This is a genomic window from Rhodococcus sp. H-CA8f, from assembly GCF_002501585.1.
Classification (GTDB): Bacteria; Actinomycetota; Actinomycetes; order Mycobacteriales; family Mycobacteriaceae; genus Rhodococcus_F; species Rhodococcus_F erythropolis.
Map to the genome: position 1 here is coordinate 2827795 of NZ_CP023720.1, position 14704 is coordinate 2842498.

Annotated in this window: 15 protein-coding genes; 12 read left to right on the forward strand and 3 right to left on the reverse strand. The window is 62.9% G+C overall.

Translation table 11 applies throughout. The features are described from left to right. The 8 genes from CPI83_RS13230 to CPI83_RS13265 are packed head-to-tail and all read left to right on the forward strand — an operon-like array spanning position 1 to position 7883. On the forward strand, positions 1–1170 hold the full coding sequence (locus CPI83_RS13230) for an MCE family protein (protein WP_097387323.1): 1170 nt from the start codon (positions 1–3) through the stop codon (positions 1168–1170). Beyond that, entirely contained in the window at positions 1167–2189 is a 1023-nt protein-coding gene (locus CPI83_RS13235) for an MlaD family protein (protein ID WP_020907939.1), read from the forward strand. The genes CPI83_RS13230 and CPI83_RS13235 overlap by 4 nt, the downstream gene beginning before the upstream one ends. Continuing rightward, a complete protein-coding gene (locus CPI83_RS13240; RefSeq protein WP_037134411.1) occupies positions 2186–3208 on the forward strand; it encodes an MCE family protein in 1023 nt (340 codons plus the stop codon). The genes CPI83_RS13235 and CPI83_RS13240 overlap by 4 nt, the downstream gene beginning before the upstream one ends. Continuing rightward, complete coding sequence (locus CPI83_RS13245; protein WP_232816920.1) at positions 3205–4470, forward strand: MCE family protein; 1266 nt, start codon at positions 3205–3207, stop codon at positions 4468–4470. Before CPI83_RS13240 ends, CPI83_RS13245 begins: the two co-directional genes overlap by 4 nt. Next, on the forward strand, positions 4467–5600 hold the full coding sequence (locus tag CPI83_RS13250; RefSeq protein ID WP_198586350.1) for an MCE family protein: 1134 nt from the start codon (positions 4467–4469) through the stop codon (positions 5598–5600). Before CPI83_RS13245 ends, CPI83_RS13250 begins: the two co-directional genes overlap by 4 nt. Further along, positions 5597–6916: an MlaD family protein gene (locus CPI83_RS13255; RefSeq protein WP_097387325.1), complete on the forward strand. Its 1320-nt coding sequence runs from the start codon at positions 5597–5599 to the stop codon at positions 6914–6916. The genes CPI83_RS13250 and CPI83_RS13255 overlap by 4 nt, the downstream gene beginning before the upstream one ends. Then, the gene (locus CPI83_RS13260; protein ID WP_232816921.1) at positions 6883–7419 is read left to right on the forward strand and encodes a hypothetical protein; all 537 of its coding nucleotides are present in this window, start codon (positions 6883–6885) and stop codon (positions 7417–7419) included. Before CPI83_RS13255 ends, CPI83_RS13260 begins: the two co-directional genes overlap by 34 nt. After that, on the forward strand, positions 7416–7883 hold the full coding sequence (locus tag CPI83_RS13265) for a hypothetical protein (protein ID WP_097387327.1): 468 nt from the start codon (positions 7416–7418) through the stop codon (positions 7881–7883). Before CPI83_RS13260 ends, CPI83_RS13265 begins: the two co-directional genes overlap by 4 nt. On the opposite strand, the gene CPI83_RS13270 is transcribed toward CPI83_RS13265, so the two are convergent. Beyond that, a complete protein-coding gene (locus CPI83_RS13270) occupies positions 7880–8470 on the reverse strand; it encodes a TetR family transcriptional regulator (RefSeq protein WP_003943994.1) in 591 nt (196 codons plus the stop codon). The two genes, CPI83_RS13265 and CPI83_RS13270, sit on opposite strands and share 4 nt — an antisense overlap. 244 nt (positions 8471–8714) lie before the next feature. On the opposite strand from CPI83_RS13270, the gene CPI83_RS13275 reads away from it, so the two are divergent. Next, positions 8715–10253, forward strand: a complete 1539-nt coding sequence (locus CPI83_RS13275; RefSeq protein ID WP_097387328.1) for an FAD-binding protein — start codon at positions 8715–8717, stop codon at positions 10251–10253. A gap of 29 nt (positions 10254–10282) precedes the next feature. Here CPI83_RS13275 and CPI83_RS13280 read toward each other — a convergent pair whose 3' ends face one another. After that, positions 10283–10792, reverse strand: coding sequence for a MarR family transcriptional regulator (locus tag CPI83_RS13280; RefSeq protein WP_029538195.1), 510 nt, complete (start codon positions 10790–10792; stop codon positions 10283–10285). 175 nt (positions 10793–10967) lie between these two features. Here CPI83_RS13280 and CPI83_RS13285 point away from each other — a divergent pair, with 175 nt between their 5' ends. Continuing rightward, positions 10968–11750: a class III extradiol ring-cleavage dioxygenase gene (locus tag CPI83_RS13285; RefSeq protein WP_097387329.1), complete on the forward strand. Its 783-nt coding sequence runs from the start codon at positions 10968–10970 to the stop codon at positions 11748–11750. 39 nt (positions 11751–11789) lie between these two features. Here the strand turns inward: CPI83_RS13285 and CPI83_RS13290 are convergent, their stop codons facing one another. Beyond that, positions 11790–12248 carry a peroxiredoxin gene (locus CPI83_RS13290; RefSeq protein ID WP_020907928.1) on the reverse strand — a complete coding sequence of 153 codons (459 nt, stop codon included), beginning with the start codon at positions 12246–12248 and terminating at the stop codon, positions 11790–11792. Positions 12249–12305: 57 nt separating this feature from the next. On the opposite strand from CPI83_RS13290, the gene CPI83_RS13295 reads away from it, so the two are divergent. Then, positions 12306–13892 carry an anthranilate synthase component I gene (locus CPI83_RS13295; RefSeq protein WP_019748660.1) on the forward strand — a complete coding sequence of 529 codons (1587 nt, stop codon included), beginning with the start codon at positions 12306–12308 and terminating at the stop codon, positions 13890–13892. Further along, complete coding sequence (locus CPI83_RS13300; protein WP_019748659.1) at positions 13889–14596, forward strand: TIGR02234 family membrane protein; 708 nt, start codon at positions 13889–13891, stop codon at positions 14594–14596. Before CPI83_RS13295 ends, CPI83_RS13300 begins: the two co-directional genes overlap by 4 nt. Positions 14597–14704: the final 108 nt, after the last annotated feature.

A 14704-nucleotide genomic window follows, 5' to 3' on the forward strand; every position in this document is an offset into this window, starting at 1 on the left:
GTGCACAGATACGGCTACAAGTTGGCTGCTCTGGGCTTGGCTGCGGCGATCGTCGGGGTCATCGCTTTGTCGGTCGCGTCTTTCAACCAGGTGTTTGTCGCTCGCGTCCCGATCACGGTGATCGCGGAGCGCGCGGGGCTCGTGATGGATCCGGGCGCACGGGTGAAGATGGCCGGGGTGACCGTGGGCTCGGTGGAGTCCATCACGCCGACTGACGACGCCACCGCACAACTGTCGTTGTCGATCGATCCCGAAGCGCTCGAATCTATTCCGTCAAACGTGGATGTGGCGATCACGTCGAACACGGCCTTCGGCGCGAAGTTCGTCAGCCTGTCCTCGCCGGAGCAGCCGAGCAGCGCGCGACTTGCCGCCGGGGCGACGATCGACGCATCCCGGGTGACTGTCGAGCTGAACACGGTGTTCGAGAAACTCACCACCGTGCTCCGGACGGTGGACCCGGGCAAGCTCGATTCGACATTGGGTGCCCTCTCGACTGCTCTGCAAGGACGCGGCGAACGGCTCGGGGTCGCACTCGAACAAGCAGATTCCTCGTTGCTCGAATTCAACACTGCACGTGAGGCTCTCGATCATGTGTTGACGGATTTACCAGCCGTCACACAGACCTACCGCGACGCTGTTCTCGACTTGATGGACACCCTCGACTCGCTCACGACGACGGGAACCACTGTTCTCGACGAGCAGCAGAATCTTGATCTCCTCTTGCTCAACGTGATCGGGGTCGCCCGCACCGGAGAAGATGTACTGGGAGCCAACGCCGACGGTATCGACACCGTTCTGTCGTTACTGCGGCCGACCACCGCACTGCTCGAGGAATACTCCCCGGTGATTCCCTGCATGTTCCACGGACTGCAGGAGAGCAAGAAGATCGGCGACGGCGCCTACAACGGACAACCAGGAATCAAGATGTCGATCGGTCTGATCGCCGGAACCGAACCGTACCGATATCCCGACGACCTTCCGAAGGTCGCGGCAACAGGTGGCCCGCAGTGTATGGGTCTTCCACTGCGCGACCCGAACGTCAATGCTCCGTACCTGGTGACCGATACCGGGGGGAATCCGTTTGCGCCCGAGCGTCAGTCGAATGGTGGGCAACCGATGAACACGGTCCCGGATCTGATGAGCTACCTGTTCGGGACGGAGATCCGATGAAAGTTCGTGGGTACACCGTCAAGTTCGGAATTTTTGTTCTGGTGATGATCCTCGTCAACGCCGGGCTGATCCTCGTGTTCGGCCAGATGCGAGGTGGCGACGCGAGGTCGTACTCGGCGGAGTTCGTCAACGCCTCCGGGCTCAGAGCCGGCGACAAGGTGCGCATCGCGGGTGTGCCGGTCGGTTCTGTCGGCTCCGTCGAATTCGGTGGGAATCACCGTGCCCACGTGAGTTTCAGTGTGGATACGGGTGACACCGTGACTGTATCGACCAGAGCCGCTGTTCGATATCAGGATCTGGTGGGTAATCGATACCTCGAACTGCTCGACGATCCGGGGATCGCGGAACCGCAGCCACAGGGCGAGAGCATTCCCGTCGATCGCACTGCGCCGGCACTCGACCTCGATGCGCTACTCGGTGGTTTCAAGCCGCTGTTTCAAGCCCTGGACCCGGAGCAGGTCAACGCGTTGTCGATGTCCTTGCTCGAGGTGTTTCAAGGCCAGTCCGGAACTGTGGCATCGGTGCTGGCGCACACCGGATCGATCACGAACACTCTCGCGGACCGCGACCAACTGATCGGTCGAGTGATCGGCAACCTTGACGGTGTGCTCAGTGAATTGCGCAGCCGCGGTGGTCAGTTCAGTGACACTCTCGATCACCTACAACAGCTGGTCAGCGGGCTCGCGGCGGACAGGGAGATGATCGGGACTGCCGTCGAGAGCGTGAATACCGCATCAGGCACCTTCGCCGATCTCCTCGCCGGAGTTCGCCCGGACATCGCGGGAAACCTGTCGAAGCTGGACGCAAGCCTGAATCCGCTGATCGAGCAACAGAGTGAGCTCGATCGGATTCTCGCGTCCATGCCCTCGAACTACAAGCAGCTGATCCGAGTCGGCTCGTACGGGTCGTTCTTCAACTTCTATCTGTGCGGAATCGCACTGAAGGTCGACGGTGCCGACGGTACGCCGCTCACTGTCGACCTGGTGGATCAGACGACCGGAAGGTGCGCACCACGATGAGAGAGATGGCACAGAGCCAGGCCGTACGCGTGGGGGTCGTGGGATTGGTCGTCACGGCCGCCGTCGTATTGGCATCGCTCCAGTATCAGAATCTGCAGTTCCTGAAATCGGGTGTCGGGTACAGCGCGGTGTTCGCCGACGCCAGCGGTCTCGCGCCGGGAGACGAAGTCAACGCCGCCGGAGTGAAGATCGGAACGGTGGACCGGATCGAGGTCGAGCACGGACTCGCGCGCGTGGATTTCACACTGGAAGGCTCGATCGGATTGGGAGAAAGCACGTCGGCAGCCGTCACCACGATGTCGTTGCTCGGCAAGCGAGCGGTATCGCTCGATCTGGACGGTACGGGAAGGATCGCGGTCGGCGGCGAGATCCCGGTCGAGCGAACAAGATCGGCGTACTCGCTGCCCGACGTGCTCGGTGACCTCACCACGACGGTCGAGGACATCGATCTCGACCAGCTCTCCGAATCACTCGACGCAGTGGGGCAGGTGATGTCCGACAGTGCGCCGAACCTGAGGCCGGCGCTGGACGGTGTCGCACGGATCTCCGACAGCGTCAATAGACGCGACGACATGTTGCGCACCTTGCTGTCCGATGCAAACGACGTCGCCGGGACGCTGGCCGAGCGTGGACCACAGGTCAACGCGCTACTCGTCGACGGCAATGCCTTGTTGGGAGAACTGGATCGGCGACAGGCGGCGCTGGGGGAAGTGATCACGAACATCTCGGCGTTGTCGACCCAGCTGAGCGGACTCGTCCACGACAACGAGGCGCAGTTGCAGCCGGTCCTCGGCAAACTCGACACGGTTGTCGGCATTCTGCAGAACAACAAGGACAACCTTTCTCAGGGAATCGACGGTCTCGGTACGTACGTGGGCACGCTCGGCGACACCGTGGCCAGCGGTCCCTTCTATTACGCCTACGTCCAGAACCTGGTACCGGCGCAATACACCCAACCGTTGATCAACGCGATGTTCGGGCTACCACCTGCGCCGCTACCGATTCCGGAGGTTCGATGATGGGTGCCTTACGAGTTCGCAAACCGGTGAACTGGCGTCGAATCGCCGTCGTCGGTGGAAGCGTCGTCGGCGCGGCGATCGTCGTCGCGTCGGGATACCTTGCGGTGCAACATCTGCGCTACTACAACGTGACCGCCTACTTCACCTCGACGACTGGTCTGTATGTCGGTGACGACGTTCGTGTCGTGGGAGTCGACGTCGGCCGCGTCACCGAGATCGCCCCACAGGGAGATCGAATGCGCGTCGAACTGAAATTGGCGCGCGAGGTTCCCGTCGCCGAGGACGCGAAAGCGGTGATCGTTGCCCAGTCTCTGGTCTCGGCCCGCTTCGTGCAGTTGACGCCGGCGGTGACGGACGGCGCCGACGTACTGAATGACGGTGCGGAGATCGGGCTCGACCGAACAGCCGTCCCGGTCGAGTGGGACCAGATCAAGGAACAGCTGGGCCGGGCTGCCGATGCTTTGGGTCCCGACGGGGACGATCGCGGTCCCGCCGCCAACTTCCTCGACGGTGCCGGATCCGCACTGGCCGGCAACGGGGAAGCGCTGGGGCGCTCGGTGACCGAACTCTCGGAGGCTATGAGCACACTCGACGAAGGCGGAGCCGATCTGTTCGGCACCATCCGCGGCCTGCAGACCTTCACGACCGCACTCGCCGCAAGCGACGAACAGATCGTTCAGTTCCAAGGACGGCTGGCAAATGTCTCGAGTGTGCTCGCCGAGAGCCGGACGCAATTGGCTCCGGCTCTCGCCGATCTGGACGCCGCCGTCGTCGACGTACAGCGGTTTGTCGAACAGAACCGAACCGGCTTGACGGAGCAGATCGCGAAGTTGGCCGACGTGTCCCAGGTATTGGTCGACAAGCGCGCAGGTCTCGAGAAGGTACTGCATCTGGCTCCGACAGCGTTGTCGAACTACTACAACGTCTACCGGCCGGCCCAAGGAGCGATGGTGGGTGTGCCCGCATTCCAGAACGTCGGCAACCCGATCGACTTGATCTGCGGCGGAATCGCCGGCCTGGCCAACGACACCTCGAAGAAGGGCGCGGATTTGTGCATCGAATACCTCGGCCCGTTGCTCAACACGATCAAGGCGAACTACCCGGACCTGAGCATCAATCCGACCCGGGCGCTCGGCGCTCTTCCGGACCAACTGGTGTACAGCGAGCCTGATCTGGAACCGACTGGCGCCTTGAGTTTTCCGACGGTACCGGTGGCGTCTGATCTGACCGGCTTGCTCATGCCGTCGACAGGATCACGATGACTGGCCGCCGGTGGGGAACAATGTGTGTGGCGGCGAGCGCCGTGCTCGTTCTGACGGGTTGTCAATGGAGCGGGCTGAATTCGGTGTCGCTGCCGGGCGCGGCCGGCCGCGGTGAGGGAAGTTTCTCGGTCGTGATCGAGATGCCGGACGTCACGTCGATCAGTCCCAACTCTCCGGTCATGGTCAACGATGTGACAGTCGGAAGTATCAGTGCGATCGAGACCGACAACTGGCACGCACGGGTGACGGTTGCGCTCGACGGTTCGGTGTCGCTGCCCGCCAACGCGACTGCCAAGATCGGCCAAACCAGTCTGCTCGGATCCAAACACGTCGCGCTCGCGCCGCCCACCGAGGTGGCGCCGGAAGGGCGGTTGTCGGAGGGATCCGTGATTCCCCTTGCATCGGCCAGTGTCTATCCCACCACCGAGGAAGCGTTGACGGCACTGTCCTTGGTGCTCAACGGCGGTGGGCTGGCCCAGATTCACAGCATCACCACGGAACTGAACACTGCTCTCGGCGGGCGGACCGATGCGGCGCGCGACCTGCTGAGCCAGATGGACACCGTGACCGAGACACTCGACCGTCAACGCGAGGCGATAGTCACGACCATGGAGAATCTAGACGTGTTCGCCGGCGAGATCACGGCTCAGCGAGACGTTCTCGGTGAGGCGTTGGAGACCCTTGATCCGGCCTTGGCGGAACTGAGCGCCCAACGCGTCGACCTGACCACCGCCCTCGATGCGGTCGGCAGGTTCGGGGACGTCGGGACCGATCTGGTCGACCGGACCCGCGACGATTTGAAAGCCAATTTGAGCGCCTTGGAATCGACGCTGCAGAAGGTGGTCGAAACAGGACCGGACCTGATCAACAATTTGGGCAATCTGAGTACCTTCCCCTTCCCCCAGACGACCATCGACGACGGAATGCGCGGTGATTACACCAATTTGTGGGCGCTGATCGACCTCACGAGTAATCGCCTTCAGTCAGGTCTGGGCTTCGGTACTCCGTTCGGGGCGCCGCAAACTCCGGTGGAGAACGGAATACTGGTCGATCCTTTGACCGCGCCTCTGAGTACCGGGCGGACCGACCCAAGTAGCACCGGGCGGACCGCCCAGGACGGTGGACGATGATTCTCACGAAGTTGGTGCGAAGGCAATTGACGATCTTCGCGATCCTGGCGGTGATAGGCATGAGCGCAGCGGCTATCTCGTACCTGAGAGTTCCGACCATGCTCGGCATCGGGCGCTATTCGGTGACAGTCGAACTGCCCGACGCCGGCGGCCTGTATCGGAACGCGAACGTGACCTATCGCGGCGACACCATCGGTCAGGTCAGGTCGGTGCGTCTCACTCCGGGAGTGGTACGCGCCGAATTATCTTTGGAGAGTGCGGTTCCCGTTCCCTCCAGCGGACTCACAGTAGCGGTGCGAAGCGTGTCGGCAATCGGTGAGCAATACGTCGACATGCAGCCGAGCACCGCGGACGGACCCTTTCTGGCCGACGGAGACGTGATCGGCCCCGACGCTGTCACGATCCCGACCGAGATCGGACCGGTCCTCGATCAGGCGCAGGCGATGCTCGCATCCGTACCGCAGGACAAGTTGCGATCGGTGATCGACGAGTCCGCGGCAGCTTTCGGAGGCAGGGGAGAGGATCTGGCCCGTCTGCTGGATTCGACCACTTCGTTCGTCGATCAGATGTCCGCTGCCACAACGCCGGCTACGACGCTCGTACAGCAGTTGGATCCGCTCCTGCAGACACAGGTGGTGACGGGCGATCAGATTCGCCAGTGGGCGTCCAGTGTCGCTCAACTCAGTGGACAGTTGGAGGTCGCCGACGGGTCCGTGCGCAATATCCTCGAGACCGGACCGGGCTTCGCGACTGAAGCCGACCTGCTGTTTCAAGGCCTCAAACCCACTTTGCCTGTGCTGCTTGCCAATTTCACCAGCACCGCTCAGGTGGCTTTGACGTACAACGCCGGGTTGGAACAGGTGCTCGTCATCTTGCCGCCACTGGTCGCGGCACAGGAAACCGTCGTACAACGCGGGCAGGTGGACGGCGCCGCGAACGTCAACTTCCACCTCCAAGCGCAGGACCCTGCGGCGTGCTCGACCGGTTACCTTCCCGCCGATCAGCGACGGGACCCGACCCAGACGAGTGTGCCGGACACCCCGGCTGATCTGTACTGCAAAGTGCCACAGAACTCGGTCTTCGCCGTTCGTGGATCTCGGAACATTCCCTGCATGGAGGTACCGGGCAAACGAGCACCGAGCCCGGAGATCTGCCGGAGCCCCGAAGCGTACGTGCCGTCGGGGACCAATGCGCCCGGCGAGTTGTACACCGGGCCTGACGGAGTCGACTATCAACACACGGAGTTGGCTCCGGCTGACTCCGGTCCGGGGGAGGGTGAGCCGTGGCAACAGTTGCTGACGCCGACGAATCGCTGAGAGGTGAGGTGCTGGATCCGGTCGGAGGGAAGCGCGGTGTACTCACTGCCCTGGTCTGGATTGCACTCGCGACTCTGAGCGTCGTTGTCGTCTTCGGTTGTCTGGCAGTTCGATCGGACCGCGCGCGAGAGTCCCAGCGTCAAGGGTTCGTCGACGGTGCTGTCGCAGGAACCCTTGCTCTGATCGACGTTCACTCTGCCACGCTCGACGAGGATCTCGCGGAGCTGAAGTCGCTGACTACGGGAACTTTTGCAGACGAACTGAAGTCCGGTGAATCTGCGTTCGTCGCATCGATCCGTGATTTCGCCGTCGATTCCGACGGTCGTGTCGACACCGCAGCCCTGGCATCGGAATCCGGAACCTCGGGGGTGGTACTGATCGCGGCATCGGCTCAGGTCGGCAATTCGGCGGGAGAATCTTCGGCGCGAACCTACCGTCTTCGCGTCGGTGTCGAGGAGGTCGACGGTCGGGTACTGATGTCGAGTGTGGAGTTCGTCCCGTGAAGCGCGTGGTCTTGGCGTTTGCAGCGCTGATCTTGGTGGGAGCCGGCGGGACTCTGCTCTGGAGTCACCACCGTTCGGCAGCCGCTGAAACCGCACGTGTAGAGGTGATCGGTGTGGCGCCGATGCTCGTCGAGAATCTCTTGACCTACAACAGCGACACGGTGGACGAGGATCTTGCACATGCTGCCGAGGGCGCAAGTGGAACATTTCAGGACGGCTTCGCCGAATTCGGATCGAAAACCGTTGCACCCCAGTCGAAGGAGCAAGGAATCAGCACGAAGGCGCGAGTAGTCGACGTCGGAGTGCTCTCCGCTGCTGCAGACCGAGCAGAATTGCTCCTGTTCGTCGATCAGATCACGACGAGTATCGCGCGGCCGGCACCAGCGTCGACGTCGAGCCGAGTCGAGGTGACACTCGATCGAGTCGACGGCACATGGCTGGTGAGTGCCATGACCCCCGTCTAGTGAAGGTTGTCGCGGCCCGCCATGATCAGCCTGGCAGTGACTTCGAGCCGGTCTGCGATCTGCGAATAGGACTCGTAACCCATGCCGGCTCGGACAAGCGCTCCGGACCAGGAGATTTCGAGTGCTTCGAGTACGTCGGGATCGTATGACGGCCCCAGCGCCTCGATGAGCCGCTCGCGGATGTTCTTGCCGATACGTCCCCGAAGGTGTTCGACGTCGGGATCGTTGCCCATCATCGCCGTGGTCACGGCCGCGGCCAGCTCCGGTTCGTCGGAAACGAGGAGTGCGACGCTTCGAAGGACCGAGCAGACCTGCGCTTCTCGTTCCGCCTCGGGGGAGGGTTCGTGAGGTACCGCGTCGAGTCGGCGCCAGAACAGTTCTGCCACAAGGTGACTCTTGGACGAAAAATAGGTGTATGCCGTGGCTGCGGCGACACCGGCTTCCGCTGCCACCATTCGCACAGTCAGATCGGCAAACCCTTTGTCGCGCAGGACCGTGATCGCTGCCGCGGTCAATCGATCGACGGTTTCGGCTTGCTGCTGTGTGAGCCGTCGACGAGTGGACTCGAACTTGGTCTTACCAGACATGTGTCCAGACACTACGGGATCAGACCCGTGCGAGCAAAGTGTGCGCTATCGCTGCTCGTTCTCGCTCCCCGCTCGGTGTCATGTCTCGCTGCCCGCTCGGTGTCATGTCTCGCTCCCGCTCGGCGTCATGTCTCGCTCCCGCTCGGTGGGACAGAATTTCGATCCCCCGCGATCGCTAAGTCCATGTGTTAGAACGATTTCTAGAACACGTTCGGAAATGTGCCCAGGATCGGAGAGGCTGATTATGACGAAGTGGGACGAGACATGCGACGTACTCGCTGTGGGATCGGGCGGCGGACTCGCCGGCGCGTACACGGCAGCACGCGAAGACCTCGACGTCATTGTGATCGAAGCGACCGACAAGTACGGCGGAACAACGGCGTACTCGGGCGGCGGCGGAATGTGGTTCCCGTGCAACGCCGTTCTTCGCCGGGGCGGGGACGACGACACCATCGAAGATGCGCTGGAGTACTACCGTTCGGTGGTGGGTGATCGGACACCTGCCGACGTCCAGGAGGCATACGTTCGAGGCGGCGCCGGGTTGATCGACTATCTCGAAGAGGACTCGAATTTCGAGTTCCAGATACTGCCGTGGCCCGACTACTTCGGGGAAAAACCCAAGGCTCGCGCGAGCGGTCGACACATCGTTCCCAAACCGATGAACGCTAAGAAGCTTGGTGTGCTTCGTGATTCACTTCGATCGCCGCTCGCGACGGAGCGGTTGGGAGAAGAGTTGCCGGCGTACCTCGTCGGCGGGCAGTCGTTGATCGGTCGATTCTTGCTGGCACTTTCGACATTCGCCAACGCCGCCATGCACCTGAACACCACTCTCGAAGAATTGGTCGTCGAGGACGGATCGGTCGTCGGCGCGGTCGTCGAACAAGGTGGTCGACGTCGAACCATCCGAGCCCGCAGAGGAGTGATTCTGGCCGCGGGCGGATTCGAACAGAACGAGACCCTGCGAGCCGAATTCGGTGTTCCCGGCTCTGCGCTCGACACGATGGGTTGTCCCGGCAATCTCGGCAAGGCGCATCAGGCGGCTATCGCCGTGGGCGCCGATACCGACCTCATGGGGGAGGCCTGGTGGTCGCCGGGGCTCACCCATCCGGATGGCCGCTCCGCATTTGCGCTGTGGTTCACCGGCGGAATCTTCGTGGACGACAACGGTCGTCGATTCGTCAACGAGTCTGCGCCGTACGACCGCTTGGGTCGCTCCGTCATCGAACACATGCGGACACGAAAAGTAACCACACCGTATTGGATGATCTACGACAACAGGGAAGGTGCAGTGCCGCCGGTGAAGGCGCCCAACGTGCCCATGGCACAGACGGAGCACTATGTGGATGCGGGGTTGTGGAAGAGTGCCCAGACGCTCGAAGACCTCGCCGCCCAGATCGATGTTCCCGCAGCGGAACTGGTGCAGACCGTGAAGCGATTCAACGAGTCTGCGGCGACCGGCGTCGACACGGACTTCGGCCGAGGAGACACTGCGTACGACCGTGCCTTTTCGGAGGGGGCTTCACCGCTCGTACCGATCGACCAAGGACCGTTTCACGCTGCCGCTTTCGGTATCTCCGACCTCGGGACCAAAGGTGGTCTACGTACCGACGCAACCGGGCGGGTGCTCAAAGCCGACGGTACGGCGATTGCCGGGTTGTACGCGGCGGGCAACACGATGGCAGCGGCCAGCGGGACTACGTATCCCGGAGGTGGAAACCCGATCGGAGCGAGCATGCTGTTCAGTCACCTGGCTGCACTCGACCTCACGAAGCCGCCGTCGTAAGGATCGGGCCGCTCGTGTCGGGAAAGGGGTCAGGCCTTGCCGAGTCCGGCGGCGATTCCCTTGTCCAGTTGGCTGAGCATTGCAGTCCCCAAGGACGAAAGCTGGGCGACCTGGCGATCATCGAGGCCCTCGAAGAGGAGACCTTGAACCGAGGCGACGTGTGGCGGCGCGGCCGCGACGACCTTTGTCATTCCTTCGTCGGTGAGTACTGCGTTGGAGCCGCGGCTGCCGCGAATGACTTCCCGTTTCACCCAGCCGGCTTTCTCCATCTTCGTGATGACGTGCGAGAGGCGGGACAGGGAAGCGTTCGCGCGCTGGGCCAGTACCGACAACTGGAGCTTGTGGTCGGGGGCGTCCGAGAGTGCGGCGAGCACGAAGTATTCGAAGTGGGTGAGTGCCGAATCGCGTTGCAGTTGAGTGTCGAGTGCGGCAGGCAACCGTGTCACGAGAGCGATCAGTGTCAGCCAGGCTTCCTGCTGCTCGGCTGTGAGCCACTTCGTCTGAGACTGCGCGTCGGGCTGCGCGGTCGGTTCACTCATCGGTGACTTCTCCTTCGGGTCGAGCATTCTTCGTGCACGGAGCGTGCTGGTGTACAGCGTCTCAGACGCATGTCCAGAAGAATATTGCGGGGAATAGTTGCGGGACGCAAGTGTTGAGTCCTATATTAGGTTGAACCTTCAACTTAATGACGAATGTCTATCCCGAGGAGCCCATATGTCCACCACAACCATGCCTGCGCTGTATCTCAGCCACGGTGCTCCGCCGCTGGTGGACAGCGCGTTGTGGGTCGACCAATTGGGGGCGTGGGCCGGCGATCTTCCGCGGCCGACGGCAATCCTCGTCGTCTCGGCGCACTGGGAATCAGCACCGCTGACGATCGGTTCGACGACCACGGGCACCCCGCTCATCTACGACTTCGGTGGTTTTCCCGAGAGGTTCTACCGCGCGAAGTACAACTCTCCCGGCGCTCCGGAACTCGCCGCTCAGGTCGCCGCGTTGATGCCGGACAACGAACGAGGGGTTCAGCAGCCGAATCGAGGACTCGATCACGGTGCCTACGTGCCGCTCACGGTGATGTACCCGGACGCAGACATCCCGGTACTGCAAATTTCGCTGCCAACCCTCGATCCCGAGCGTTTGCTCCATCTCGGAGAACGCCTGCGGCCACTCCGTGAGCAAGGTGTACTGATCGTGGGATCCGGATTCACCACGCACGGGCTGCCGTTCCTGCGCGATCCGTCACCGGAGGCGCAGGCCCCGGGATGGTCGGCGGAATTCGACGCGTGGGCAGGGGAGAGGTTCGCTGCCGGAGACGTCGATTCGTTGATCGACTTCCGCGCCCAAGCTCCCGGGATGCCGTACGCGCATCCGACCATCGAGCACTTCGCCCCGTTGTTCGTCACGCTCGGTGCGTCGTCCGATCCGGAGCAGGTGCCCACCCAGGTGATCGACGGATTCTGGATGGGACTTGCGAAGCGCTCGATTCAGGTCGCCTAGAGAATCAGGTTGCCCAGAGAATCATTTCGCCCAGGTGAGTCAGCTTCGATTGCGAAGGAACTCGAGTGCCTGGTCGCCGTGCGTGTTGGCGCGAAGTTCACTCGAGATGACTTTGAGAACGGTGCGGTCGGTGTCGATCACGAAGGTCGAGCGTTTGACCGGAGCCAGCTTGCCCAGGAGTCCGCGCTTGACGCCGAACTGTTCGGCTACCTTGCCGTCGGTGTCGGCGAGCAGGGGGTAGTCGAAGGATTGTGCGGTGGCAAAGGTGGACTGAGCTTCGACCGTATCGGTGCTGATACCTGCCCGCGAAGCGCCCACCGCGGCGAATTCGCTGCCCAGGTCACGGAAGTGGCACGCCTCGGCGGTGCACACCGGCGTCGAGGCTGCCGGGTAGAAGAAGAGGACCAAGGGGCCGTTCGCGAGCAGGCTCGTCAGCGAGCGCGGAGTTCCGTCCTGGTCGGGCAGCGAGAAATCGGGGGCGAGTTGGCCTGGTTTCATTCGGCCGAGGTTACCCGCGCACGACGACCGTGTGGGGGAGCCTGGGATGATGGAGGCATGCACGGCGAGCCCACCTCCATGTCCGCACGGTCGTCCGACACCGCGATCGTCGGTGACGCGTCCGATTCCACCACCACTCGGGAGCAGTTCCGTGCCCTCGCAGCTGAGCACCGGGTCGTTCCGGTCACTCGGAAAGTGTTGGCGGACTCCGAAACTCCGCTCTCGGCGTACGAGAAGTTGGCCGGCAATCGTCCAGGCACCTTCTTGCTCGAGTCGGCCGAGAACGGTCGTTCGTGGTCGCGGTGGTCGTTCATCGGCGTCGGGAGTCCGGCTGCACTGACCGTCGTGGACGGAGAGGCGGCTTGGTACGGCAATGTTCCGGCCGGTGCTCCGGCCGGCGGTGACCCGATCGATGCACTCGGTGCCACCCTCGAACTACTTCGTTCGGAGCGACTTCCCGACCTACCCCCGCTGACCGGCGGAATGGTCGGGTTCCTCGGTTACGACGCGGTGCGGCGCCTCGAGAGATTGGGTGACTCCGCGGTCGACGACCTGCAGATACCCGAGATGGTCATGCTGCTCGCTGCCGACATCGCCGCTGTCGATCACCACGAAGGGGCGATCACCCTCATCGCCAATGCGGTCAACTGGGACGGCACCGACGAGCGTGTCGACACGGCGTACGACGACGCGGTCGCCAGGTTGGACGCGATGACTCGCGCTCTCGCGGCGCCGGCGAAATCGACGGTGTCGACATTCTCGAAAGCGACTCCGAACTACCGTCGTCAACGCACCACCGAGAGCTTCGGTGTCGACGTCAAAAAGTTGATCGGCGACATCGAAGCGGGCGAGGCATTCCAGGTAGTTCTCTCGCAGCGATTCGAGATCGATTGCACTGCAGCACCGATCGACGTGTACCGGATGCTGCGCGCGTCGAACCCCAGCCCGTACATGTATCTGCTCAACGTGCCGAACGGTGACGGAGAGACGGCGTTTTCGATCGTCGGTTCGAGCCCTGAAGCACTGGTCACCGTCGCCGAGGGCGTCGCGACAACACACCCGATCGCTGGAACCAGATGGCGCGGTGCCACAGAGGAGGACGACATCCTGCTCGAGAAGGACCTCCTCGCCGACGAGAAGGAAAACTCCGAGCACCTCATGCTCGTCGATCTGGGGCGAAACGATCTGGGTCGTGTCTGTCGCCCGGGCACGGTGAAGGTGCACGACTACCGGCACATCGAGCGGTACAGCCACGTGATGCATCTCGTATCGACCGTCACCGGTCATCTGGCCGAGGGAAAGCACGCTCTCGACGCGGTCACCGCATGCTTCCCCGCTGGAACCCTGTCAGGGGCACCCAAGGTGCGTGCGATGCAGCTGATCGAAGAACTCGAGCCCACCAGGCGGGGTATCTACGGCGGCATCGTCGGCTACCTCGACTTCGCCGGCGACGCCGACACCGCGATCGCGATCCGAACGGCATTGATCAAGGACGGGATCGGATATGTCCAGGCGGGCGCCGGCGTCGTCGCCGACTCCGATCCGGTCTACGAGGACACCGAGGCCCGCAACAAGGCGATGGCAGTGCTGAGCGCCATCGCGTCGGCGCACACCCTGCGCACCATCGGAGGTGACGATCAGTGAGTGAGAACGAGTCGATTGCAGCGGAGCAGCCTACAAGGGCTTCTCGTGGCACCGCTGTGCCGAGGACGCTTTTGCTTGCACTGTCGGCAGCAGCTCTGTGGGGCAGCTCACGAATGACGTGGGTTCATCTGACCTCGAGCGACGGCAAGACGCTGGAGCGGACGACGGACCTCGACGGCAGCACCTGGGCGGCGGCGATGACTCCGCTCGCGCTCGCGCTTCTGGCGGCGATCGCGGCGTCGTTCGCGGTGCGAGGTTGGGCGCTTCGTGTGGTCGGACTGTTGGTGGCACTCGTCGCCGTCGCGGTAGCGGTTCCGGCGGTGCAGTTGTTGGTGTCCGGAGCCTCTGCGGACCGAGCGGTGGAGTTGGCCGAGTTGTCCGGTCACCCGGAAGATCTCTCGACGACTGTTTCGGTACTGCCTGCCTTGCTTGCGTTGCTCGGAGCGGTGGCGGCGCTCGGCGCAGCAGTACTTCTGATGCGCAAACCTCCAGTGCGAGGCGGGTTGTCGTCGAAGTACGACAACCCGGCCGCGCGCCGCGAAGCTGCAGCCAAGCTCGGTCAGGGAGACACGCCCGCGTCGGACGAGCCTGTGACACAACGGATGTTGTGGGACGCGCTCGATGCCGGAGAGGACCCGACAGTGGCTGACGGGGACGACGGAGCTGGGGGAGGCAACGGTGCGAAACCGGGGTCGTCGCACTGAGTAAGACTGAACCCTCACCTGCGTGGGTACCCCGGCGGAGTAGCAAAATTTCGTCCCACTAGGCTGAGACCACCCTGATGACGTATCTCACATCGGGCTCTTGCCCAG